Annotated in this window: 20 protein-coding genes and 2 tRNA genes; 9 read left to right on the top strand and 13 right to left on the bottom strand. The window is 52.7% G+C overall.

What is annotated here, in order from left to right:
* Nucleotides 1-35: 35 nt before the first annotated feature.
* From H8693_RS09050 to ftsH, 3 genes are all read left to right on the top strand, one after another.
* Nucleotides 36-242, top strand: coding sequence for a DUF378 domain-containing protein (locus tag H8693_RS09050; RefSeq protein WP_249280695.1), 207 nt, complete (start codon nucleotides 36-38; stop codon nucleotides 240-242).
* A 259-nt stretch (nucleotides 243-501) separates the two neighbouring features.
* A complete protein-coding gene (locus tag H8693_RS09045; RefSeq protein ID WP_249280694.1) occupies nucleotides 502-954 on the top strand; it encodes a MarR family winged helix-turn-helix transcriptional regulator in 453 nt (150 codons plus the stop codon).
* Nucleotides 955-978: 24 nt separating this feature from the next.
* Nucleotides 979-2796, top strand: coding sequence for an ATP-dependent zinc metalloprotease FtsH (gene ftsH / locus H8693_RS09040; protein ID WP_249280693.1), 1818 nt, complete (start codon nucleotides 979-981; stop codon nucleotides 2794-2796).
* A 393-nt stretch (nucleotides 2797-3189) separates the two neighbouring features.
* Here the strand turns inward: ftsH and H8693_RS09035 are convergent, their stop codons facing one another.
* The 5 genes from H8693_RS09035 to H8693_RS09015 all read right to left on the bottom strand — a co-directional run bounded on the left by H8693_RS09035 (nucleotide 3190) and on the right by H8693_RS09015 (nucleotide 6549).
* Complete coding sequence (locus H8693_RS09035) at nucleotides 3190-4278, bottom strand: zinc-binding dehydrogenase (RefSeq protein ID WP_249280692.1); 1089 nt, start codon at nucleotides 4276-4278, stop codon at nucleotides 3190-3192.
* Between the two features lie 77 nt (nucleotides 4279-4355).
* Nucleotides 4356-4730, bottom strand: a complete 375-nt coding sequence (locus H8693_RS09030; RefSeq protein ID WP_249280691.1) for a hypothetical protein — start codon at nucleotides 4728-4730, stop codon at nucleotides 4356-4358.
* The gene (locus tag H8693_RS09025; RefSeq protein WP_249280690.1) at nucleotides 4717-5241 is read right to left on the bottom strand and encodes a GNAT family N-acetyltransferase; all 525 of its coding nucleotides are present in this window, start codon (nucleotides 5239-5241) and stop codon (nucleotides 4717-4719) included. The genes H8693_RS09030 and H8693_RS09025 overlap by 14 nt, the downstream gene beginning before the upstream one ends.
* Before the next feature lie 161 nt (nucleotides 5242-5402).
* The gene (locus H8693_RS09020) at nucleotides 5403-5945 is read right to left on the bottom strand and encodes an NADH peroxidase (RefSeq protein WP_249280689.1); all 543 of its coding nucleotides are present in this window, start codon (nucleotides 5943-5945) and stop codon (nucleotides 5403-5405) included.
* A gap of 103 nt (nucleotides 5946-6048) precedes the next feature.
* Complete coding sequence (locus H8693_RS09015) at nucleotides 6049-6549, bottom strand: PaaI family thioesterase (protein WP_178622121.1); 501 nt, start codon at nucleotides 6547-6549, stop codon at nucleotides 6049-6051.
* A 126-nt stretch (nucleotides 6550-6675) separates the two neighbouring features.
* Here H8693_RS09015 and H8693_RS09010 point away from each other — a divergent pair, with 126 nt between their 5' ends.
* Nucleotides 6676-6849 carry a YdeI/OmpD-associated family protein gene (locus H8693_RS09010; protein WP_249280688.1) on the top strand — a complete coding sequence of 58 codons (174 nt, stop codon included), beginning with the start codon at nucleotides 6676-6678 and terminating at the stop codon, nucleotides 6847-6849.
* A gap of 47 nt (nucleotides 6850-6896) precedes the next feature.
* On the opposite strand, the gene H8693_RS09005 is transcribed toward H8693_RS09010, so the two are convergent.
* Both H8693_RS09005 and H8693_RS09000 read right to left on the bottom strand, forming a co-directional pair.
* Complete coding sequence (locus H8693_RS09005) at nucleotides 6897-9695, bottom strand: hypothetical protein (protein ID WP_249280687.1); 2799 nt, start codon at nucleotides 9693-9695, stop codon at nucleotides 6897-6899.
* 217 nt (nucleotides 9696-9912) lie between these two features.
* Nucleotides 9913-9988 (bottom strand) — tRNA-Val (locus tag H8693_RS09000).
* Nucleotides 9989-10644: 656 nt separating this feature from the next.
* Between H8693_RS09000 and H8693_RS08995 the strand changes: the two genes are divergently transcribed.
* The 4 genes from H8693_RS08995 to H8693_RS08980 all read left to right on the top strand — a co-directional run bounded on the left by H8693_RS08995 (nucleotide 10645) and on the right by H8693_RS08980 (nucleotide 16696).
* Nucleotides 10645-11811 (top strand): NAD(P)-dependent malic enzyme, encoded by a 1167-nt coding sequence (locus tag H8693_RS08995; protein ID WP_249280686.1) that lies wholly within the window; start codon nucleotides 10645-10647, stop codon nucleotides 11809-11811.
* 15 nt (nucleotides 11812-11826) lie between these two features.
* Nucleotides 11827-12729, top strand: a complete 903-nt coding sequence (locus tag H8693_RS08990; protein WP_249280685.1) for a serine hydrolase domain-containing protein — start codon at nucleotides 11827-11829, stop codon at nucleotides 12727-12729.
* A gap of 476 nt (nucleotides 12730-13205) precedes the next feature.
* Nucleotides 13206-14936, top strand: a complete 1731-nt coding sequence (locus H8693_RS08985; RefSeq protein WP_249280684.1) for an ABC transporter ATP-binding protein — start codon at nucleotides 13206-13208, stop codon at nucleotides 14934-14936.
* Nucleotides 14933-16696 (top strand): ABC transporter ATP-binding protein, encoded by a 1764-nt coding sequence (locus H8693_RS08980; RefSeq protein ID WP_249280683.1) that lies wholly within the window; start codon nucleotides 14933-14935, stop codon nucleotides 16694-16696. Before H8693_RS08985 ends, H8693_RS08980 begins: the two co-directional genes overlap by 4 nt.
* Nucleotides 16697-17265: 569 nt before the next feature.
* On the opposite strand, the gene H8693_RS08975 is transcribed toward H8693_RS08980, so the two are convergent.
* The 6 genes from H8693_RS08975 to H8693_RS08950 form a co-directional block, all read right to left on the bottom strand.
* Nucleotides 17266-17643: a metal-dependent transcriptional regulator gene (locus H8693_RS08975; RefSeq protein ID WP_178621058.1), complete on the bottom strand. Its 378-nt coding sequence runs from the start codon at nucleotides 17641-17643 to the stop codon at nucleotides 17266-17268.
* Between the two features lie 62 nt (nucleotides 17644-17705).
* Nucleotides 17706-18506 (bottom strand): N-acyl homoserine lactonase family protein, encoded by an 801-nt coding sequence (locus H8693_RS08970; protein ID WP_249280682.1) that lies wholly within the window; start codon nucleotides 18504-18506, stop codon nucleotides 17706-17708.
* Nucleotides 18507-18676: 170 nt separating this feature from the next.
* Nucleotides 18677-19348 (bottom strand): manganese catalase family protein, encoded by a 672-nt coding sequence (locus tag H8693_RS08965; protein ID WP_178621054.1) that lies wholly within the window; start codon nucleotides 19346-19348, stop codon nucleotides 18677-18679.
* A gap of 557 nt (nucleotides 19349-19905) precedes the next feature.
* Nucleotides 19906-19997 (bottom strand) — tRNA-Ser (locus H8693_RS08960).
* A gap of 75 nt (nucleotides 19998-20072) precedes the next feature.
* The gene (locus H8693_RS08955) at nucleotides 20073-21509 is read right to left on the bottom strand and encodes a D-alanyl-D-alanine carboxypeptidase family protein (RefSeq protein ID WP_178621052.1); all 1437 of its coding nucleotides are present in this window, start codon (nucleotides 21507-21509) and stop codon (nucleotides 20073-20075) included.
* Nucleotides 21510-21651: 142 nt separating this feature from the next.
* Nucleotides 21652-22551, bottom strand: coding sequence for a M14 family zinc carboxypeptidase (locus tag H8693_RS08950; protein ID WP_249280681.1), 900 nt, complete (start codon nucleotides 22549-22551; stop codon nucleotides 21652-21654).
* A gap of 117 nt (nucleotides 22552-22668) precedes the next feature.
* Between H8693_RS08950 and H8693_RS08945 the strand changes: the two genes are divergently transcribed.
* A complete protein-coding gene (locus H8693_RS08945; RefSeq protein WP_249280680.1) occupies nucleotides 22669-23523 on the top strand; it encodes a hypothetical protein in 855 nt (284 codons plus the stop codon).
* Nucleotides 23524-23548 lie beyond the last annotated feature (25 nt).

The following is a 23548-nucleotide window of genomic DNA, read 5'->3' as shown; positions in this document are numbered from 1 at the left end:
GGATATTTCTGGGCATACTACTTTCCTGAAAGGAGTTGAAAACCATGAATATTGCAGCATTAACACTCGTTATTATCGGCGCAATAAACTGGCTGCTCATCGGAATTTTCCAATTTGATGTCGTCGCCGCGATCTTCGGCGGCCAGGCAGCCATTGTGAGCAGAATCATTTATTCCTTGGTTGGTTTGGCAGGCCTCTGGTGCATCTCTTTCTATTCCAAGCTTGCACACCGGAACGATTGACCTTGGCATTACAGAAAGTGGATTGCAGACGCAATCCACTTTTTCGCTGTTTTCAGGATTTTGTCTCCTTTTCCCTCCATAGCAGGGAACCTTGCGGTGTCATGGCTTGAGTGACTTGCCGACAGGACAAAATATTCGCCGCCGCAGAGCCTCCAATTTGTTCACTATTTGTTCATATTATATTTATAGTGCGTTTATTTTTGCGTCATATTATATATGTGATATAAATATTATGTTGTATAGTTTTTTAGGAGGCATTATGGACAGTGTCGCGTTTAAAAATGAGGTATGGGATTTTCTCCGGTTCCTTCATGATTATACAGACCGGACTTTTCATTCCATTCTGGAACAGTATGGGCTTACCATGATGCAGGCACGGATTCTCGGCGAGCTCACCTTCCATGACCTGACCATCGGCTCTCTGGCCGAATGTGTGGAGATACTCCCCGCCAACGCTTCCGTCCTCTGCAAAAAAATGGAACGGCAAGGCCTGCTCCGCCGCTTCCGCCGGCCGGAGGACGAGCGCTATGTCACTCTCACATTGACAGACGCCGGCAGGCAGGCGGCCCAGGACGCCATTTGTTCCCTAGAAGAAAAATACGGCCCGTTTCTGCAGGAGAAATCCGGCGAAGAGCTGGAAGAAATTATGGAAAGCATGAAAAAAATCCGCGGATTCATGCAGCAAATGTGTGAATATCGCGAACAGCAATAAGTTTGCCCCAGGGAGGTTATTCAAATGAAAGAACGAAAAGCCCCAAAGAAGCCGATGATCTATTATTATGTCATCGCGGCGGTTGTGCTCCTTTTGCTCAATTCGCTGGTGTTTCCGCTGTTTTTGCAGCCCCGGGTTACGGAGGTCAGTTATAATACTTTCCTCTCCCGGTTGGAAAAAGGTGAAATTTCTCAGGTAGAGCTGGAGGACACGAAAATTGGATTCATCGCCCAGGATGAAAACGGCAAGGACGCCGTCTATCTCACTGGCCGGATTGCAGAGGACGACAAATTGGTGGAGCGTCTTGACGATGCAGGCGTGGAATTTGGCGCCGTCATTCCCCAGGAAAGCTCCCCCCTGCTGAGCTTCCTGCTCTCCTGGGTAGTTCCCATTCTGTTCTTTGTGCTGTTGGGTCAGCTGCTCATGCGCCAGATGCAAAAACGGATGGGCGGCCCCAACGCCATGGCTTTTGGCAAATCCAATGCCAAAATCTATGTGGAAGCCCAAACGGGCAAGACCTTCGCCGATGTGGCCGGGCAGGATGAGGCAAAGGAAGCCCTTCAGGAGATTGTGGATTTCCTCCATCACCCCCAGAAATATGCCCAGATCGGCGCCAACATGCCCAAGGGTGCGCTTCTCGTCGGCCCTCCCGGAACCGGCAAGACGCTGCTGGCTCAGGCGGTCGCCGGGGAGGCAAAGGTTCCCTTCTTCTCCATTTCCGGTTCAGAATTTGTGGAGATGTTTGTGGGCATGGGCGCGGCCAAGGTGCGCGATCTATTCAAGCAGGCAAATGAAAAAGCCCCCTGTATTGTCTTTATCGACGAAATCGACACCATCGGCAAACGCCGGGACAACGGCATGGGCAGCAACGACGAGCGAGAACAGACGCTTAACCAGCTTTTGACCGAGATGGATGGCTTTGATGGAAAGAAAGGCGTCGTCATCCTGGCCGCCACCAACCGCCCGGAAATTTTAGATAAGGCGCTGCTCCGCCCCGGGCGCTTTGACCGGCGCGTTCCGGTGGAGCTGCCGGATCTGGCGGGCCGGGAGGCTATTTTAAAGGTACATGCCAAAAAAATCAAGGTGGAGCCTTCCGTTGACTTTAACGCCATCGCTCGGGCCACGGCTGGCGCATCCGGCGCCGAGCTGGCCAATATGATCAACGAGGCGGCGTTGCATGCCGTCCGCGCGGGACGTTCCGCCGTCAACCAGAGCGATTTGGAAGAGAGCGTCGAGGTCGTCATCGCGGGATATCAGCGGAAGAACGCGGTTGTTTCCCAAAAGGAAAAGGAGATCGTCGCCTATCATGAGATTGGGCATGCCCTGGTGGCGGCGCGGCAGTCGGATTCCGCGCCAGTCCACAAAATCACCATCATTCCCCGCACCTCCGGCGCCCTTGGCTATACCATGCAGGTAGAGGAGGGCGAGCATCTTCTCATGAGCCGGGATGAGGCCTATAACAAGATCGCCACATATACAGGAGGCCGCGCAGCGGAGGAATTGATTTTCGGCAGTTATACCTCCGGCGCTTCCAACGATATTGAACAGGCCACCAAGCTGGCCCGGGCCATGGTGACGCGGCTGGGCATGAGCACCAATTTCGATATGATGGCTCTGGAAACCTCGGGCAGTCAGTATTTGGGCGGCGATACCCAGCTTCTCTGCTCCCCGGAAACGGCGACAAAGATCGACGACGAAGTTCTCGCCCTCATCCGGAGCGCCCATGAAAAGGCCATCGGCATCCTCAAGGAAAATATGGAAAAGCTCCATGAGCTGGCCCATTACCTGCTGGAAAAGGAGACGATTACCGGCGAGGAATTTATGGAAATCTTAAACCGATAAGAAGAGGCAAAAGCCCCCGACCTGGGGGCTTTTCTTTTTTGTGGCAAATTTTTCTGCGGAAATCTTCCGGAGGAAAATGATTTCATGCCTGCTGGAAGCGCGCACAAAAACCTAATGGATCCATACCCGCCCATATGGTGCGGACAGCCGCACCAGCGCTTTGGCCCCTGCGCATCTGTAAAACCATGTTTGCACGTAGCAGATTCCAAACGGATTTTTCAACCGGCTGGAACGCAGTCCAGTACATATAGAAAGCACAGAAAAATCCTAAAAAAGTGCCAATTCTGCCCATTTGCAGGAATATACTATATCTCCCGGGAAATTCCAATTTCCATCGGGCCCATAGTGTTCCCAGCAAAAAAGGCCCGCCTATATAGCGGGCCTTTCCTTTCTTTACTTTTCTTTTTCCCAATCTACATGCACAACTGTTTTGATGAGATCGTCCGGCTTATCCCGCATGAGGAACATGGCCTCCTCAATATGGTCAAAACCATAGAAGCGGTGGGTAATCAGCTTGCCGGGATCGAACCGCCCGCAGGCCACCATAGCCATGAGACGCTCCACCCAGACGCGGCCGCCCTGGGTCAGCTCGGTATGGATGGTCTTACCGCCCATCCCCCGGCCCAACGCCAGCTTGGGAATCTCCAAGCAGTCGGCCTTGCCGAAATAGTTAACGTTGGAAATGGTTCCTTTGCCAAAGCAGGTCATGGCAATGGCCTGGCCAAAGACCTCGTCGCTTCCCCCGGCAATGATCGTGCTGTCCACGCCGCGGCCGTCGGTGAGAGCCAGAACCTGCTCCACGATATCCCCTTCTTTATAGCTGACGATATCTGTCGCCCCATATTCCCGAGCCAGCTTTACGCAGTTGCTCCGGGTCCCCACGGCGATGATCCGGGCCGCTCCCTTGAGCTTGGCCCCCGCCACAGCCATCAGACCCACCGGGCCGATGCCGATGACGCAGACCCAATCGCCAAACTGAATATTGGCGTTGTTCACGCCCGTGAAGCCCGTGGAAACCATATCCACGCACATAAGCGCCTGCTCAATGGTGACCCCTTCCGGAATTTTTGCCAGGGAGGTATCTGCATCCTCCATCAGAAAAAATTCCCCAAACACACCGGGATATGACTTGCAGAGGCGCTGCCCTGAGAAAGGCGTGCCCTTGGGATGGGTGAAATTGTGTTCCTGGATCCCGCGATCCCGCCAGTCTGGCGTGATGGCCGGAACGGCAACGATTTCGCCCACATGGAAATCCTGCACCATCTCTCCCACTTCCACAATCTCCCCCACGGCCTCATGGCCCAGCACCCAGCCCGAGGGCTTGCGGGTCGGGGAAAACTTGTCGAACACGTTATGCACGTCGGACGTGCAGGGAGCCATCGCCACCGGGCGCAGCAGCGCGCCATAGGGCGTCACCTTGGGCATGGGGGCATAATCAATCATGCCCACATGATCCGCATCAATGTAGCCATACGCTTTCATCTTTTTTTCCTCCTAATTTCCAATCCTCCCGGCTGTTCCGGGAAATTCTATGCAGTTTTGTTACTTATGGATATATATTAACACAAAAATTGGCCAAGAGCAATAGAAAAGCAATGACTGGGCTCTAAAAATCTTTTGGTCAGGAACCGTGTATGTTTAAAAACACAATTCTCGGCCTCTCCGGTCAGCCACGCCAGCGCGAATCCGACAATCCCTTTCCGTTTCCATTCCGGATGCAGATTTTTTCGTAATTCTGCACTTTTGCGCCGGAAATGCATCTCCGGTCCGGCATTTTCTGCTATTTTCTCTTCCCGCCGGCGCATTTCCTTCCGGCACCCCCTTGCAAATTTCCCCCGCGTTCCTGCGGCTCCGCCCATCTCTTTTTTTCTGCAAAAAAGCGGCATAGTTTCTCCTATGCCGCAACATTCGGGCGATTTTTTATCTTTTTCCATCTTCCCCGATAACCAGGGCATACATACAGGAGTCCAGAAGCTCCCCCGCTTTATAGACGCTTTTTTTCTTGATGCCCTCCAGCCGGAACCCGTTTTTCTCCAAAACCCGCCGCGAACCCAGATTTCTGGCAAAGGGCTCAGCAAAAATTCGGACAATATCCCACTGTTCCAGAGCCTCGGCGCAGATTTTCCCCACGCTCCAAGTCATAATCCCCCGGCCCCAATAGTCCCGGCCCAGCCAATAACCCAGCTCCGCGCTTTTCTGGTATACATCCTTTTCCCGAAAAATGCCGATGGAACCGGCCAGCTGCCCATCAACCGCAATAGCGTACATAAGGGCCTCCTGGGAGGGCGCCGCTTGCACTGAGCGGATATAATTCACTGCATCCTTTTCTCCATAAGGATGGGGAAACACATCCCGCAGGTTCTTAGCGACCTCCCAATCTCCGGCCAACGCCGGGAGCGCGCAGATATCCTCTTCTCTCCAGGGCCGCAGCGCCAATTCTGTCATGTTCTTTCCTCCTTTTTTGTTATTATGCGCCGAAGGTTTTCTTTCCCTGTATATTCATTCCTGATTCAGCATCCTTTTCCTGCGGCGCAGGGATTGGTTTTCGCAATCAACAAAAAAAGGGCAGCTGCCGCTGCCCTTTTTACTGCATTTTGCAATACTTTTTAGAAATATCTCTTCAGAAGGCCATCGAAACCGCAGCCATGGCGGGCTTCGTCTTTCGCCATCTCATGCACGGTGTCATGAATTGCATCATAGTTGAGCTCTTTTGCCCGCTTCGCCAGCATCAGCTTGCCAGCGCAGGCGCCCTGTTCAGCTTCAGCGCGCATTTCCAGATTTTTCTTGGTGCTGGAGGTGACAACCTCGCCCAGCAGTTCTGCAAACTTCGCAGCATGCTCCGCTTCCTCAAAAGCATATCTCTTATAGGCTTCGGCGATTTCCGGATAGCCTTCGCGCTCCGCAACGCGGCTCATGGCCAGATACATGCCGACTTCGCAGCACTCGCCGTTGAAGTTATCCCGCAGGCCCTGCACAACCTCTTCATCCAAGCCCTTGGCAACGCCAACTTCATGTTCGCAGGCATATTCCTTTTTGCCCTCAGCCTTTTCAATGAACTTCTCTTTGGAAGCGCCGCACTGCGGACATTTATCCGGAGCCTCATTGCCTTCGTGAACGTATCCGCAAACCGTGCATACAAACTTTTTCATTTCCATAACCCTCCTGTTTTTTCCGATTCATCGTAAATCGTAGTATGCCTTATATATACCACACACACAATCCGTCAAACAGAATTTTTGCAAAATGCACAGGCTACAGGTCAAATTCCTTTAGGTCACCGCCCTCGTAGAGATGATATCCCATCTCCTCCGGACTAGCGTCCGTGATCTTTTCCGCCGGCATCCGCACATACCGGCCCTTAGCCTCCACGGCCACCCGACCATCCTCCAAAAGAATCTCGCCTTCCGCTTCAAAAATGCGGTGGGTATTTTTGGTGATCCGGGCCACGGCATGAATTTCCCTGTCCAGCGGCACCGGCAGCCGGTATGTCAGGTTCAGCCCGATGGTCACGCCAAAGGCATCCGGCTCGGTCAGGTTGATGGCCCGCCCCAGCGTTTCATCCAGAAGAGCCGCCGAAATGCCGCCGTGCAGCCGCCCCGGATAGCTCTGATGCTCCTCCATAGGCATGCAGACCGCCAGGATCTCATCGTGATCCATCGCATAAAAGCGCGCCTTGAGGCCCAGTTCGTTCTCCATTCCGCAGACCAGGCACAATTTGCTGTTGTTGAATTTTTTCAGAATTTCCCGCTTCATAGATATCCTTCCAGCCTTTTTGCGTTTTTTTATTTAGTATACGCTTTTTTCTGCTTTTTCGCAAATGGGACAGCCCCTGCATATTTCCCCCGCTCCCGGCCATCCTATAGGGGAGGTGATAAACAAATGCAGAAATATCAGGACCTACACACCCTTCTGGACAAATCTCCGGCGGCAAAATCTTTTTTCAATACCCTGCCGGACTATGTCCGCGAAAGTATCTGTCAGCGGGCAGACCATGTAAATTCCATGGCCAGCCTCAAGGATTATGCGCAGAACCTCCTTCGGGGCGACGGCTGATCCCGGCGGATTCCAAGGAAAAAACGGAGGCCGAAGCCTCCGTTTTTTTAGTTCACATATAGATCTTTTGATTCCTTAACCTGTTTCACCGAAGCCGCCGTAATAGGCTTAGTGACCCAGTCGTATTCCCTCCATTTCTGCACTTTATTGTAGTCTGTATTTTCGGTTTTCTCGGAACCGCCCGCAAGCACAAACATATTGGAGAAGAAATACTCGTTCACACTCTTTTTAAAGGGCTTATAGTGGACTGCAAAGCAATAGCGTGTGGCGCTGGTTCCCGTCCGGATCAGGGACTTTTCAATCCGCACATCCCGCAGCATCACCGAATCCGGGCAGCCGGAGGGGATGGAAAATCCCGCGCTTTTCAGTTCTTCCACAAGGCTTCCCTTGCTGCTGTATTTCATGATGTCCTGGGCCTGTTTTTCCGTCAAAAGTCCCAGGGACTCCGGCAGTGTAAAATTCCCGCTTCCGTTGATAGCCGTATATTTGCCCTTTGGCGTATCGTCAATGAGCTTCTGCTTAATGAGCCGATAGGTATCTGCATGGGAAACCAGGCGGTTATTCGCATCATAGGTCACTTTTTCCACTTTGGTAGACAGGATGATTCCCGTCCGCAGATTGCGGTTATAATCGGATTTCAGCCGCTTGACCTGGTATTTTTCCGCCATGGAAGATACCCGGGTCACCTGGGCTTTCAGCTCTTTTAAGTTGTTCTGGGCCTCGCTCCGCTCCACGGCGCTGTCCGATGTATCTGCGACATATCCGAGGGCGATGCTGTCCAGCATAGCGGACTGGAGATAGGTTCCCACAGAGTAGAGATAGAACCGCTCCCGTTCATCATATGTCTGCTGTTCCCAGTTGTTTTTGGTGGTGATCCGGTCATAATGCGCTTTCAGCGCGCCGTCTGCTGTTCCCGCCGCGTCCGACAGGATTTTCTCGCCCAGGGCATACGTCTCGCCATGGAAATCCAGGCCGTTGGTATTATTGATCTTATCGGCCAGAATCTTCATCTCTTTTTTATATTCATCGGAGCCGGCCTCCAGCTTGCTCACCTCTCCCAGGGCGGCCTGATATCCCGAAACCCGGGATTTCAGCTTGAGCACGCTGGCCTGGATATCCCGCATCTGCTCCTTAAAGGCCGAAGTTTCCACGGCATCGATAAGCTTGTTGATGCTCTGTTCGATATTATTGATTCGAGCTGTGAGGGAATTTAACTGCCCAATGATCTCATCCAGCTTCTTGTTGATCTGTTCTTCGCTGCTCTCAAATCCCAGCCAGCTTAAGAGCTTCCCTGAGACGATTTCTCCAACCTTGCCCAGCCCGGCCTTTGCCATGCTCAAAAGTCCATCTTTTACAAAGCCGCAAAGAGCGTTGGCAGCTGCGTCTCCATCCAGCGCCAGAAGCGTAGTTTCTCCCGCCGAAAGCAGCTGAATCTCGTTCCCGGTTTTCTGGGAGCTGTCGCTGGCCACAGCCGCCGTTTCTTCTTCCTTAAAAGAACCGACGCTGATGACTGCGTCCATATCCTCCAAATTGCCCAATTTGCTTTCCAGGCTCTCAATGGGCACCAGAATGATTCCTTCATACCCGTCGACCGCATCGAACACGCTTGTGGAGAAAGTGAGTGTAATCTCCAGGGAATTGTCCTCGCCCTGCAAAACGTTCTCCACCTTCGCCTGTTCAAAATCGCCCGCCGGCGTCAGATCCTCCGGCGTCAGCTTCCGGTTGAACTGCAGGCCGTGAGAGGCCGCCGAAATGGTCAGCGTCACCTTCTCCGCCGTCTTTTCCAGGGATTTCACTCCCGCATAGAATCCGATATTATCGAAATTCACATCCACGCCTACCGGCTTTCCCGCATTTGTTGCCTCGCTGGCAAACACGATGGAGCCAACGCCTTCGCAGTCCTTCTGGGAAACGGCGATATATACATCCATGGTATCCGGGTTCTTGGTGCACTTTTCCACCTTTTTCACCGTCGCTCCCGCAAATGCGCCCGACAGAGTGATCTGGGACGACGCGGGCACCTGGCTCCACTGGCAGTTTTCTGCCGCTGCACTCACACGAAGGGTGGCGGAATCCGTGAATGCCGGCGTTCCTGCCAGATAGGCGGTAGCCGTTACTAAAGGCACCTCCCCATAGGCGCGGACAGCCGCATTGGTGGCCTGGGGTTTGATCGCAAGGCCTCCCTCCATATAGGGAACCAGATCTTCTCCCTCGCTTTTCATTTCGCCGTTCAGCGTAAGCGCCAGCCGCGTTTCGCTCTGCCGCTGAATATTTGCCACTTCCATTCCTTCAAATGCCTTTGAAAGCTCAATATCCCCTTTCTGCACCTCATCCGCCAGCCGGGCGTTTTCCAGCTCCAGCTCCAGATTTATGGAAGAAGCATCCCGTGCCGCCGTTCCCAGCGCAGTCAGAACCGGCATCGCAATGGGAAAGGACGCCGAAACCGCTGTTCCTTCCTGGGAATATTCCCCGCTCACCATGAGATATCCCGTATAGCCTATGTTTTCTCTGTCCATATCATCCGCCGCCGCTTCCGCCTGGAAGGAAATCTCCAGCGTATGGTCATCCCGCCGGGTAATATCGGATGGATTGCATTCTCCCCATCCATAATTGACGATTACCGCATCCAGATGCTCCCCAATCTCTTTGGAAAACTCTGCTTCGCTGGTTGTCAGTGTCAGCTTATTTTCTCCCCGAACGATGGCGATGGAATCCGGCGAAACCGTGCCCGATACAATTCCAGTTTCCAGATTCTCCTCCGCTTTGGGGGCGCAACCGGCAAAACAGCTCAACAGCAGAATGCCCGCGAGCAACAGGCATCCCCATTTTTTTTGCGTCCTCTGCATAATCTTTCTCCTCTCATTTTATAAAAACTTATGATCTCTTGCCGTTCAAAAAAATATACGAAAAAATTATAATAGTATCTCAAAAAAAGCGCAATCGCATGCGGCCTTTATTTTTCGGCGGCATGAAAGAGCCGGATTCGCGTTTTTTATACTATTCGTGTAAAATACGTATAAGGCAAAACAAAAACCCGCTTAAATAGCGGGTTTTTGGGGTGTTTGGTGGAGACAGCTGGACTCGAACCAGTGACCCCTTGCGTGTGAAGCAAGTGCTCTCCCAGCTGAGCTATGCCTCCATCCTCTGGATTCCACGAGATTTATTATACAATATCCCTCACCCAAAATGCAACCCCTATTTTTATTTTCTCCTTCCTGCAAAGAATCCTTTGAAAGAAAGTGGTCTGCCGTTCTTTTCCTTTTCTTCTGTTTGGAGCAACCCCAAGGGCAGCTTGCTTTGTTTTTCATTGCGGAACTGAAATCCTCTTCCGCTCCCCTGCCGATCCGATAGCCGGCAGCAAACTTATCCAGACAGTTTCCCTCCCCGCCCGTTTGCTGAGCGCCATCCTTTCTATTGTCCTATTGCAAAATCATTCCCATTTCCTTCGCCCTCCCCATGACTTTTGAATTTTCCATATAACAATCCCGCCATCGCCTTGGAGAAACCAAGATCCGCTTTTTTAGCTCCGGGCATCCCTCTGGAACGCAGGCAGAATTTCAGATATCGCCTTCGCCTTCCATCTTCCCAATGCCAGGGAAGTTGCCGATGCTGCTCTTTTCCTAAACGGCGTCCTATTCCATTGCCGAAAAATCTCCCATCATCCGAAGCACTGCTCCCATGGCAAAAAATTTCCGCAGCATGTCCGCTTTCCCCTGGATTCGCCTGTTTATCCCTTTCCATTTCGCGGTATACTATAGATTAGAAAAAACAAACCGACGAACAGGAGGAATGGTTATGAATTATAATGAAGAAGCGCTGCTGCGCCACAAAAAATATAAGGGAAAGGTTTCGATCTCCAGCCGCATGCCCCTGGAAACCAAAGATGATCTCTGCGTAGCCTATACACCGGGTGTCGCCGAGCCTTGCCGTAAAATCCATGAAAATCCAGACGACGCCTATACCTACACAGCCAAAGGCCATATGGTTGCCATCGTCTCGGACGGCACGGCAGTCCTTGGCCTTGGCGATATTGGCCCCAAAGCTGCGATTCCCGTGATGGAAGGAAAGGCTGTTCTGTTCAAGAAATTTGCAGATGTAGACGCCGTTCCCATCTGCCTGGATACCAAAGATCCGGAGGAGATCATCCGCACAGTCAAGGCCATCGCGCCCTGCTTTGGCGGCGTCAATCTGGAGGATATCGCCTCCCCCAAATGCTTTGAAATCGAACAGCGCTTGGAGCGGGAGCTGGATATTCCCGTCTTTCATGATGACCAGCATGGAACCGGTATCGTGGTGACCGCCGCTCTCCTCAATGCCCTAAAGCTCACAGGACGCAGGATCGCGGACTGCCGCATCGTCCTCATGGGGCCGGGAGCCGCGGGAACTGCCATCATAAAAATGATGCTGGCGGCTGGTGCAAAAAATGTCATTGCCTGCGACCGCAGGGGTATCCTCTATCCCGGCCGGGAAGGCCTGGCAGGCCACAAGAAGGAATTGGCGCAGATCACCAATCCCGAGGGCCTACGGGGTGGTCTGGAGGATGCGCTGGCAGGTGCGGACGTCTTTGTGGGGGTTTCCGTCGGCGGGCTTTTGACCCCTGCCATGGTACAGACCATGGCAAAGGATCCCATTGTTTTCGCCCTGGCCAATCCCACGCCGGAAATTTTGTATGAGGACGCCATGGCAGCGGGCGTCAAGGTCATGGGCACGGGCCGAAGCGATTTTCCCAACCAGATCAACAACGTTCTGGCCTTTCCCGGCATTTTCAAGGGAGCCCTGCGGGCAAAGGCACGGGACATCACGCCGGCTATGAAGGTGGCCGCCGCCCATGCTATTGCCGGAGCGGTTCAGGAAAGCGAGCTCACGCCCGACCATATCATCCCTAGCGTCTTTGACCCCGGCATTGCCGACCGAGTGGCAGACGCGGTGGAGCAGGCATGGAAATCCGGGAAAAACGAATAAAACAGGAGCAAACCGATGCAGAAGGATATTTTGGGCGATTTTCTAGCCTACACGGAGAAAAAATCCCTGGTGGTAAACTATGTGCAGGTGCGTCATAACGATGAAATTTTGGCGGAATACCAGCGGCTTCCCACTAAAACCCGCCTCAACACATGGTCAGCCTGTAAAAGCGTGGTTTCTGCTGCGGTGGGCATCGCCAGAGAAGAGGGGCTGATCGACTTGGATGAGCATATTGCCGATGCGTTTCCCGAGGCACTTCCGGCGCAGCCCAGCCCGTATCTGACGGCGCTCACAGTGCGCCATATGCTTACCATGACCACCGGATTGGAAAACGCCCTCTTTTTCGCCGATGACCCGGAGCGGTACCGCGTAAAAGACTGGATCGCCTATTTCTTCTCCCAAAACTTCTGCCGGGAGCCTGGGCAGGAATTTCTATACTGCAATTTCAACACCTATATGGTGAGCTGCCTCATCGAAAAGCGGGCGGGTTGCAATCTTTTGGAATACCTGCGGGAGCGGCTTTTCGCCCCGATCGGCATTCATAACCCGGATTGGACGCTCTGCCCCAAGGGGCATGTCTATGCCGCCAACGGCCTTTTCCTCACCATCGACGAGATGGGCAATTTCGGCGAGCTCCTGCTTCATGAGGGAGAGTTCCGCGGGCGGCGCGTCCTGTCCTCTGCCTATGTCCGTGAGGCCACCTGCAACCATCTCCCCCACCTTCCGTCCTCCGGGCCGGTGGACGGATATGGCTATCAGTTTTGGATCAATCCTGACCGGGAGTCCTATCGGGCGGATGGAAAGCTGGGACAGTATATCCTGGTTCTGCCCAAAAAGAACGCTGTCGTGTGTGTGCAGGCTTTGGAGGGACGCCCGCTGTTCCCCGCCGTCTGGAGATATATTGCCCAGGCGCTCTAACCGCAAAATCCCGGGACGGGCAAGTTTTTAGTTTTTCCCTTCCCGTTTCCTCTCTTAAAAACAAGAGGCATATTCTATTGTTTTTGACAGCCGCTTCCTGCGGCTGTTTCTTTTGTTTTTCGTTTTTCCAAAGGCAGGCAGCAAATATCCGGACCTCTTAAGGGCCCCATTTCGCCGGGCCGTCTCCATTTTCCGGCTCCCGGTTTCCATGGATGCCCAGCCGACTAAAACCGCAGAGTTTCGGCAAAGATATACGAAAGCGGAAATTCCGCTGTTTTTCCGGATCAGCCGGAATTTTTTCTCCGCAGCCGCCGCGCCAGCTCCATTCCGTTATATATTCTGCGACGCCGTCCCCTCTTCGCATGGTCCAGTTGAATTTATATGTTTTTTATATAATTTCATTATAAAATCAATATTTTTCAAATGGTAAGGCATCGTATATACTGGATGATGTAGAAAGAGGGAGGTAGATATCTTTGAAATATTTAAAAATCTATCTGAAAGATCATAAAGCGGCCAGTATTCTCGCGCCCCTTTTCAAAATGCTGGAGGCGACCTTTGACCTTCTGGTTCCCATCGTTGTCGCCAATATCATCAATATAGGAATTGCGGGCAAGGATATGGGCTATATTCTCCGCAGCTGCGGCCTGCTCATCCTCATGGCCCTTGTGGGGCTGGCCTGCAGTTTCACGGCCCAGTATTTTGCCGCCAAAGCCGCCATCGCCAGCACAACCGGCCTGCGGCACCTGCTTTTCAAGCATATCCAGACCCTGGGGTTTTCTGAGATGGATACCATCGGTTCCAGCACGCTCATCACGCGCATGACCAGCGACCTGAACCAGGTTCAGAACGGGCTGAACCTTTTCCTGCGCCTGTTTCTCCGCAGTCCATTTATCGTGTTAGGGGCCATCGTGATGGCCTTCACCATCAACACGCAGATGGCGCTGATTTTTGTCGTCGCCATTCCCATTCTTTCCATCATCATCTTTGGGATCATGCGTTGGACGTCGCCGCGCTATAAGCAGATCCAAGCCAAGCTGGACGGTGTGACTGGCGCCACCCGGGAAAACCTCTCGGGCGTCCGGGTGATCCGGGCCTTTGGAAAAGAGGAAGCCGAAGTCCAAGGGTTTTCCCAGGCCAATGATTCCCTCGTGAAAAAACAGCTTCATGTGGGGCATATCTCTGCACTGATGAACCCGCTCACCTATGTGGTGGTGAATATCGGCATCATAGCCATTCTGTATATGGGAGCCAACAAGGTAAACGGCGGAACACTTTTGAGCGGAGATATCATCGCCCTGGTCAATTATATGACCCAGATTCTCCTGGAGCTGGTCAAGCTGGCCAACCTTATCGTCAGCATCAGCCGTGCCCTGGCGAGCCTGAACCGGGTGGAGCAGGTTTTGGATACAAAGCCCTCCATGGCCTTCCCCGAAGTTTCTGCGGAAACTGCCCAAAGCAGCGAAGCCGTGCGCTTTGACCACGTTGGCCTTGTTTATGCGGGCGCCGGAGCTGAGAGCCTGACGGATATCTCCTTTTGCGCAAAAAAAGGCCAAACCATCGGCGTTATCGGGGGGACAGGGAGCGGAAAATCCAGCCTTGTCCATTTGATCCCGCGCTTCTATGACGCCACTTCCGGCAGTGTTTCCCTGATGGGAAAGCCGGTTCAGGAATGGGAGCGCGCCGCGCTGCGCAACAAGGTCGGCATCGTGATGCAGAAGGCGCAGCTCTTTGCCGGAACCATCCGCTCCAATCTCCTTTGGGGCAATTCCGAGGCAACGGACGAGGAACTTTGGGCGGCTCTCCAAACTGCCCAGGCCAAGGAATTTGTCCTCGCCAAAAAGGATGGACTGGATGAGATCGTGGAACAGGGCGGAAGAAATCTTTCCGGCGGGCAGCGCCAGCGCCTGACCATCGCCCGTGCCCTGGTCAAAAAGCCCGAAATCCTGATTCTGGACGACAGTGCCAGCGCACTGGACTATGCGACCGACGCCGCTCTGCGAAAATCCCTGAAGTCTCTTCCGGATTCCGTCACGGTGTTTATTGTGTCCCAGCGCACCTCCAGCATCCAGCATGCCGACCAGATTCTGGTTTTGGATGACGGGCGGCTTGTCGGGCGCGGAACCCATGGAGAGCTGCTGGACTCCTGCGAAATTTATCGGGAAATCTATGAGAGCCAGTTCCAGAAAGGAGATGCGAGACAATGAAAAAATCGGATAAAAAAGCGGCAAGAGCCCTCCAGAGCCGGACATTCAAGCGTGTTCTCCTCTATATCAAGCCCTATGGCCTCTTCGTCTTTTCCAGCCTTCTCTGCGCCGCCATCAGCGTGGCCGCCCAGTTGATCGTCCCCATCTTCTGCGGGGATGCCATCGACTATATGATCGGCCGGGGACAGGTGGATTTTGCCTCCGTCCTGCGGCTTGCCATTGCCATTGCGGTCGTCGTTGCGGTTTCTGCCGTCGCCCAATGGATTCTCGCCGCATGCAACAATCGCATCACCTTCTGCGTATCCCGAGATCTGCGGAATGCCGCCATCCGGAAGATCCAAAAGCTCCCTCTCTCTTATCTGGATTCTCATCCCTCCGGTGATCTGGTCAGCCGCATCATTGCGGATGTGGATGTTTTTGCCGATGGCCTGCTTATGGGATTTACTCAGCTGTTCAGCGGGATTCTCACTATTCTGGGAACTCTGGGGATCATGCTCTATCTGAACCTTGCCATCACGATGGTGGTGGTTGTTCTCACGCCTCTCAGCCTATTTTTGGCAGCCTTCATCGCCAAACGTACCTATCGGTATTTCCGCGAACAGACCGAGGTCCGCGGTCAGGAAACCGCCCTTATTAACGAGCTGATTGAGGGGCAAAAGGTCGTCCAGGCTTATGGGCACGAGGAGCAGAGCCTCCGGGATTTTGATGAAGTGAACGAAAAACTGGGAAAGGTCAGCCTCAAAGCCGTGTTTTTCTCCAGCCTCACAAATCCCAGCACCCGTCTTGTCAATAATATCGTCTATGCCGCCGTTGGCCTGATCAGCGCGTTATCTGCCGTCTCCGGCGGAATCACCATCGGCCAGCTGAGCGTTTTTCTCAGCTATGCCAGCCAATATGCCAAGCCGTTCAACGAAATTTCCGGCGTTGTCACCGAGCTTCAGAATGCTTTGGCGTGTGCGGCCCGTATTTTTGATCTCCTTGATGAACCCGACCAGGTGCCGGATGCGGAGGATGCCGTTTCCTTTTCCAGCTCCGGGCATGTGCAGCTTAAGGACGTGGCCTTCCGCTATGTTCCGGATAAACCGCTGATCGATCATCTCAACCTCGATGTCAAGCCCGGGCAGCGTATTGCCATCGTCGGCCCGACAGGCTGCGGAAAAACCACGCTGATTAACCTTCTCATGCGCTTTTACGACGTCAACGAAGGCAGCATTGCCGTCGACGGCACGGATATCCGGCATATGACCCGACATTCCCTGCGGGGAAATTATGGCATGGTGCTCCAGGATACTTGGCTCAAAGCCGGAACTATCCGAGACAACATCGCCTATGGCAGACCCGACGCCACGGAGGAGGAAATCGTCGCGGCGGCAAAGGCCGCTCATGCCCATGGCTTTATCCGCCGCATGCCCCAGGGCTATGACACGGTCATCACGGAAAACGGCGGCAATATCAGCCAGGGCCAGAAGCAGCTTCTCTGCATTGCCCGTGTGATCCTCTGCCTTCCCCCGATGCTGATTTTGGATGAGGCTACCAGCAGCATTGATACCCGGACGGAAATCAAGATCCAGGCGGCCTTTGCCCGCATGATGGAGGGGCGAACCAGCTTTATCGTGGCGCACCGGCTCTCTACCATCCGGGAAGCGGATGTGATCCTTGTCATGAAGGACGGCCATATCATTGAGCAGGGCAGCCATGAAACCCTGATGGCAAAGAATGGGTTCTATGCGAAGTTGTATAACAGCCAGTTTGGCGATTGATTCCCTATGGCTCGCGGGGTGTTTTTCCGGGGGCAGTCTATAACACGCTCCCGGCATGACATTCCTCCGCAGAAAGGAATACAACGGCCTGTTCTATGCATCCGGCGAATCTTTCGTTTAAATTAGTAAAGAGAACCGAGAATTGCTTTCCGTCGGCTTGGGCCATCCATGCAGGCAATTCTGAGGCAATGCGGAAAGCGGTGTATGACAGCCAGAAGAAGGCATTCGATAAAACCGGAATCAGGAAGAAATCTGCATCAAGAAATTATGTCTGTCCGAAACGGGACGGGGTCTTTTAGACATGCAGTGAAATCCGCCGCTGTTGCATTAGCATATATAAATGAACAACGCCCGAATATCGCAGATATTGTGATATTCAGGCGTTGATTTTTTATGCTTTGAATACGCATCTTTTGATTTTTCTTTATGACACCACAACGCTGCATGGCCAGAAATAGCGGCCAGGGAAATTCACGCCCATATCCTGAAAATCAAAAACAGAACAGCGCCCAAGCCTGTCCTGTTTTGATAGTATTTTTTCAATAACTTGCCGAATGCGTTTCCTGCTCCTATTTCAGCCCGCCGTTTTTCTCAATATGCGCGCAGATTGCCTGGAAGCTCTCTTCGGAAATATCGTGCTCGATTTTGCAGGCGTCCTCATAGGCCGTCTCTTCCTCCACTCCCAGCGCGATGAGAAACCGGGAAAGGGATGTATGCCGCTCCAGCATCTTTTCCGCAATCTCCATCCCTTTGTCCGTCAGGGACAGCAACCCTTCCGGATCCATTTCAATATAGCCATTCTCCCGCAGGTTCTTCATAGCAACGCTCACACTGGGCTTGCTCACACCCAGTTCCCGGGCGATATCGATAGACCGGGCATAGCCCTTTGACCTTTGCAGCATCAAAATCCGTTCCAGGTAATTCTCCGCCGATTCCCTTATGTGCAAAACAATCTCTCCCTTCTCATTTCCTTTTTCTGAAAAACAGTTTCCCGAAGGCCGCCCGGGTTTTACTCGTAATACGCAGGCGCCAGCTTCAGGGTCTGAAAGAATTCATAGTCATGCGCAAAAATCACCTTTGCCTGATATTTCTCTTCCAGCCGCCGCACTTTCTCAATGGAGGAGAAAAAGGAAAGGCTGTCGTATAAAAATCCCGAAGCCTTGGCCGGCGGGCCATAGTTTTCTTTCGTATAGACGCAGTCCTGGGGCAGGATCACCGTGCCACCCTTTAAATGCACCACCAGGCCCAAAAGCCCCGGCGTATGCCCGGGCAGATTGACGACCTCGACGCCCGGCGCCAAAGTGAAATCTTCTTCCACCAGGTGATATTGCTTCACCTGGCAGTCCATATCCCCCTTGATATATCCGCCATGGGTATTGGGATCGGGATTCAGGCGAACCATCGTCTGTCCATACATGAAATCCGCCTTGGGAACATAGACGTCCGCATGGGGGAACAAATGCAGATTGCCGGCGTGATCCAGATGCATATGCGACATGACCACCGTATGGATATCCTCGGGCTTCACACCGCAGAGAGCCAGCTGGTTTTCCAAACGCTCCTCTTCTTTCTGATAGAGAGGATAGGTCTCCTGCATCGTCTCCTGCCAATATCCCTTCATGGCGTCCGGATGGCTGCCGGTGTCAAAGAGAATATAGCCCCCCTCTGTCTCCAGCAAAAACGCCATTACCGGCAGCTTGATCCATTCGTTGGAAACATGCGGCCGGCTTTTGGTTCCAATCGTCGCGCAAGCCACCACCCCGTTTTTATCCGTTTCCAAATATCCCGTGTTCAATACATACAGTTTCATCACTTTTCCTCCGTTGTCATACCATATGTTCATTTCACAGCGTTTTTATCTATTATATCCTGCATTTGCCTTTCGCGCAATCTGTAATCGCAGCATAAGAAAAAATGGCAGAAAAAACCGCCGGAACTATTCCGGCGGTTGGGGCTATCCCTGTGGGGTTCCCCAAAAGGCTATTGACGAAATGCCGGCGGGGCAACCGGCGTATCCGCAAAGCTGTTGCCTCCCGGAGAGGGGTTGGACATGCTGAAATACATCCGCGCCGCCTTTGTCGTCCCAAAATCCCGATTGGAACCCGTATCCTGCACCCGGTTAAAGGCCTCACGGAACATGGCATTGTGAGCCTCTTCCCGGTTGAGCAAAAAGTCTATGGTTTCTTTGACCTTTTTATCCTGAATCTGCCGGTATAGATATTCATAGACCACCTTTGCCCGCTGTTCCGATGCGATATTCGAGAGCAGATCCGCGCAAAGATCCCCTGTCACTGTCACATAGTCTGCCGTCCAGGAATAACCCGAGGCATTGATCAGGCCGGGATTCAGCCCCAACAGCACATGAGATTCGATCTCTCCCGCCACAACTGCGCCCGCATCTACATCATGCCCATTGAGCAGGTTGATTGTCTGCGCCACCATTTCCATGTGTCCCAGCTCCTCCGCCGCGATATCCAAAAACAGATCTTTGATCTCTGGATCTTTGATGCGGAAGCTTTGTGACATATATTGCATAGCCGCCTTTAATTCGCCGTTGCCGCCGCCCAGTTGTTCCTGCAAAAGGGCCGCATATTGCGGGTTAGGCCGCTCCACAGAAACGGGATGGAATAATTGCTTTTCGTGTTTAAACATTTTCGTCATCTCCTTTCCCCTTTAGCTTCCGCAAAAAACCGGGAAATATGTATCCATTCCCTTTCTCTTTTCTGCCTTATCTCTCGATTTCCGGACGTACCAATGTTCATTCTGTGATTATGCAAAAAGAATAAGCTGCTTTGCATATTTTTATTTTCATGCCGCATTTTTCGCTGCTTTGGCCGAAAATTTATTCAGATGTATTTCATTTATCATTCCTTTCTATTTGAATGTTCAAATACAAGGGAGGCGTTTTTCCCATGCTCTTCCTCTGTGAAAACAACTATTTCCCGCCGCAGACAAAAAAAGCCGGAGCAAAGCGAACTTTGCTCCGGCATGGAGTAACCTGCCAAATTTACCCCTTCTCGCACGCTACAAAGCGTGCTATAGTCGCGCGCACCCGCGAAGTTGATAGCGCGCTGCGAAGCCGTCGCGCGCGTTTACAAGCGAGCAAGTGCAGCAAGCGTGACTTTTTGCGGAAAGGAGCGATGACGGAGCAATAGAAAATCCCGCCCGGATTCCCGGACGGGATTGTGATCGCGAAGTCCTTCGCGACGTGGCGGAGGAGGTGGGATTCGAACCCACGTGGCGCTCATCACGCCAACTCGATTTCGAGTCGAGCTCGTTATGACCTCTTCGATACTCCTCCCCGCAATCACAAGAGTTATTGTATCAAAAATCCCCTGCAATTACAAGACAATATTTACTTCTCCGGCATAAATTCTCAATACCGGCGCCGTCTTCTTCTCCGCCGATAAACCGCGGCCCGCGAATTTCCTCTCCGGCGGCCGCGTATATAGCGGTGCCGGCGGCGCCGGACAACTATCGCCCGCAGAATTAGAAACACGATCAGGCCAACAGGAACGATCAGCCAGATCCAAAGATATTTTGAGGGGAGCTTCTGGCTGTTCTGTTCTTCCAAGTCCACCGGATCCAGGGGTTTTACGATCAGCTTATCGTATTCCTCCTGGCTCATCACTTCCGAAGCGGCCGTCACCTCACTGGTATACAGCGTCTCTTCCCCCAAAGTATATGTTACGGTTCCGATCACATCTCCCTTTTGAACAGGCGCCGCCAGACCCTCTTTCGGCGTCAGGGTTGCCTGAACCTGCTGATCCTCCGGCATATTCCGGTCTACGGTAATCAGCTGCTGGCCATTGCCCGTGGCAGGCACGCATTCCACGGTTCCATCCAGGCCCTCCTGCGCAGAAACCGCCGCTCCAGGCACTTCCATCCGCATCTGCGCTGCATCCACCAGGCTGGACGCTTCCACATTTTTATAATTCGCAAAGCCATAATCAAACAGATTGGCCGCCATCTTCCATCGCTCGACTCCCTCGTTGGAAGTATCCCCAAAAACAAGGGCGATAAGGCGCTGGCCGTCCTTTTCCGCCGTGGCGACGATGCACTTGCCGGCGTTGGGGGTAGAACCCGTCTTGAGCCCGGTCGCATAGGCATAGGTATAATCCGGCAGCGTGACGCCCTCTTTTTCCGCGCCCTTATAAATCAGCCGGTTAGTGTTTTCCAATTCATATGTCTTTTCGCCGTTTACCGTAGTCCGCGTGGTCTTGCCGATCTGCGCAATGGTAAACAGCAGGTCATATTGGCAGGCATAGCGCGCCAGAGCCGCCATATCCCGCACAGTGACCATGTGCCCTTCCGCATCCTTCCCGCAGGCGTTGACAAAATGGGAATTTTCCATTCCCAGCTCCTGTGCCTTCTGGTTCATAAGCTCGGCAAATTTTTCCCTGGAACCTGAAATATGCACACCAAGCGCCTCTGCCGCATCGTTTCCCGACACCAGGAACATGCCGTAAAGCAAAGTTTCCACTGTCACTGTATCTCCCGGCTTCAACCCCATGCACGTTCCGGAAAGCTGTACTTCATTGCCCACGGTCACCTCGTCGGTCAGCTGGCAGTGCTCCAGCGCCAAAACCGCCGTCATGAGCTTTGTCGTGCTGGCGGGGGCAAGCTGCTTGTCAATATTTTTGGCATAGAGAACTCTTCCCGTATCGCGGTCCAAAAGCATGGCCGCCGGTGCCGTTATAAGAGATTCATCCATGGCCGGAGCCGCCGCAAGGACCACAGAACAAATACAGGATACAATCAACACAACGACAAATGCGACGGCAATAACACGCAGCAGGACTTTATTTTTCAAGAGAAATTTCCTCCCAATATATATCATAAAGCAACGGCTCCACCAAGCCGCATACATGAAAGCTATTATAGCATACGGGATGGCAAAAAAAAAGATATTTTCCCAGAATTGCAACAATTTTGTAAAATTTAACAAAATGTATTCATTTATTATCGACCCATTCTGCCAAAATTTTCCCCGTTTCCCGCATCTTCTGCCAAACCAGCCGGTCGAAATTTTTCATATTATGGGGGATATATCCGTCAAAAGGCGCCAGCTCCAGCAGCAGGCACGGCCGTTTATATTCCTGCCGGAACCAGTTTTCAAAGCCGGCGGCGAAGATCCCGGGGTCCTGGGAAATCGGGGCCAGGGCATAGCCGCATTCACTTTGAAGGGTTTTTGCGATCTCAAAAGAAATGTCCGTCGTCTCGGGCGTATTGCTGTCGCCGTAAAAGATTTCCTCTCCCTTGGCATGAAAGGTCGCGGCAAAACAAAAAGGAATCTGTCGGGTAAATGCCATGAGAGCCTGCACTTCGCATTCGCTGGCCGGTCTTTCCCCTTTATACATCTCGGAAGCCGGAACCAGCACAGTGCTGCGCTTTTCTTCAAACAGACAGGGATAGTTGCGGTTCAGATCCACCCCCCGGGCATTGGCCTTCCATGTGGCATAGTCCCCCAAAATGCAGACAAAATCCCTGTTTTCTTCCGTAAGCGCCGATTTCCCATAAATGGAAATTTCCACGCCGTCGGGATTCAGCATGGGCACAAACCATAGGGAAACCCGCCTCCAAAGCGGCCGGAGACCGGCGCGCCCGGCATATTCCTCACACATACGCATGAGCAGGGCGCTCGAAATATATTCCCGGCCATGATGCGCCCCCACCAGCAGCACATGCCGCTCTCCTTCTCCCAGCCGGAGAACTGTCAGCTCCCTTCCTTCGGAGGATTTTCCGATACTCCCCAGCTGGATCAGCTCCGGATACCGTTCCCGCAGCAGCAGGGCTTCCCGCATCAAATTCTCATAGGCATAGGGAACCAGGGGATTCACAATGCTCTTGTCCATATTCTATCCTCCTTTTGTCTAATCTATGTGCGCCGGGAGGCCGATATTCCCTTTTCCCATATATCTTGCAAAAAAAAGTTAAAAATGATATGATTTTAACAAAAAGGGGAATGGGCTATGGAAATCAGAGACGCCGTCTATACGCAATATCTCGTCCGGAATACCTATGCAGAAAAGCGTTCCTTCCGCTTTTATTTCAGCAAGGTTCTGCAGTCCTATGGATATGAGCCTATTGTGCAGTCCGCCCGGATAATGGGCGTGGAAAGCAACAACCTTATCGGCGGCAGCCTCCGGCATTGCAAAACCGTATTTCTTCTTTCTTATGACACGCCCAAAACTCGTTTCGTTCCTCAGTTCCGGCTGCCCGGGCGGCCCGGCCTTCAATTTTTCCTGAATCTTCTTCCCATGCTGCTTCTGGCGGGAATCGCCGCCCTTCTGGTGGTTTTTCTGCGCCTGCCCGTTCTTGCGGCTGAACTGCTCTTATTAGGGTCCGCATTCGCCCTTTATTATCTGGTAAACAACAAAAATAACTATAACGCCTCCTCGCCCCTTCTGGTTCTGAACGCCTGCCTGGAGCGCATGCCCCAAAATCCCGGAATTGCCGTCGTCCTTCTGGATAACAGCGATCTATTCTCTTTGGGCCGGCGTGCCTTTTTCAAGGAATACGGTTCGCTTCTCGCGGAAAAGAACATGATATATCTCGATTTTTCCGGGCGGGGAGACACGGTGTTTGTGGAATATACCAAAAAGGCGGCCCCCATGGCCCAGCTTTTGGAATCTGAGTCCCAGGAACCGGCGCCCGTCTTCTGGGAGCGGAAACGTCCGGCGGATCTCGCTCTTCTGCGTTTTTCCTGCGTCGGGAAAAGTCCCATCGGTTATTCCATCGGCGCCTATCGCAGCGAAAGCGACACATATGCTGACAGCGGCGCTATAGAGGCCGTGATTCAGACGATTCTCCGCCTGTTCGCATAGCGCGCGGCATACATTTATCAGAGAG

The sequence above is a fragment of the Guopingia tenuis genome, from assembly GCF_014384805.1.
Classification (GTDB): domain Bacteria; phylum Bacillota; class Clostridia; order Christensenellales; family Christensenellaceae; genus Guopingia; species Guopingia tenuis.
Note: the sequence above shows the minus strand (reverse complement) of the source record. Positions and strands in the feature narration are given on the sequence as shown.

What these genes read in the sequence shown, in the direction of transcription:
- H8693_RS08945 (WP_249280680.1), top strand. Translation starts at nt 22,669, where the DNA reads ATGGAAATCAGAGACGCCGTCTATACGCAATATCTCGTCCGGAATACC.
- H8693_RS09030 (WP_249280691.1), bottom strand. Translation starts at nt 4,730, where the DNA reads ATGGAAAAAGATAAAAAATCGCCCGAATGTTGCGGCATAGGAGAAACT.
- H8693_RS08990 (WP_249280685.1), top strand. Translation starts at nt 11,827, where the DNA reads ATGCAGAAGGATATTTTGGGCGATTTTCTAGCCTACACGGAGAAAAAA.
- H8693_RS09035 (WP_249280692.1), bottom strand. Translation starts at nt 4,278, where the DNA reads ATGAAAGCGTATGGCTACATTGATGCGGATCATGTGGGCATGATTGAT.
- H8693_RS09045 (WP_249280694.1), top strand. Translation starts at nt 502, where the DNA reads ATGGACAGTGTCGCGTTTAAAAATGAGGTATGGGATTTTCTCCGGTTC.
- H8693_RS08970 (WP_249280682.1), bottom strand. Translation starts at nt 18,506, where the DNA reads ATGAAACTGTATGTATTGAACACGGGATATTTGGAAACGGATAAAAAC.
- H8693_RS08995 (WP_249280686.1), top strand. Translation starts at nt 10,645, where the DNA reads ATGAATTATAATGAAGAAGCGCTGCTGCGCCACAAAAAATATAAGGGA.
- H8693_RS09005 (WP_249280687.1), bottom strand. Translation starts at nt 9,695, where the DNA reads ATGCAGAGGACGCAAAAAAAATGGGGATGCCTGTTGCTCGCGGGCATT.
- H8693_RS09020 (WP_249280689.1), bottom strand. Translation starts at nt 5,945, where the DNA reads ATGAAAAAGTTTGTATGCACGGTTTGCGGATACGTTCACGAAGGCAAT.
- H8693_RS09010 (WP_249280688.1), top strand. Translation starts at nt 6,676, where the DNA reads ATGCAGAAATATCAGGACCTACACACCCTTCTGGACAAATCTCCGGCG.
- H8693_RS09025 (WP_249280690.1), bottom strand. Translation starts at nt 5,241, where the DNA reads ATGACAGAATTGGCGCTGCGGCCCTGGAGAGAAGAGGATATCTGCGCG.
- H8693_RS08980 (WP_249280683.1), top strand. Translation starts at nt 14,933, where the DNA reads ATGAAAAAATCGGATAAAAAAGCGGCAAGAGCCCTCCAGAGCCGGACA.
- H8693_RS08950 (WP_249280681.1), bottom strand. Translation starts at nt 22,551, where the DNA reads ATGGACAAGAGCATTGTGAATCCCCTGGTTCCCTATGCCTATGAGAAT.
- H8693_RS09015 (WP_178622121.1), bottom strand. Translation starts at nt 6,549, where the DNA reads ATGAAGCGGGAAATTCTGAAAAAATTCAACAACAGCAAATTGTGCCTG.
- H8693_RS08965 (WP_178621054.1), bottom strand. Translation starts at nt 19,348, where the DNA reads ATGTTTAAACACGAAAAGCAATTATTCCATCCCGTTTCTGTGGAGCGG.
- ftsH (WP_249280693.1), top strand. Translation starts at nt 979, where the DNA reads ATGAAAGAACGAAAAGCCCCAAAGAAGCCGATGATCTATTATTATGTC.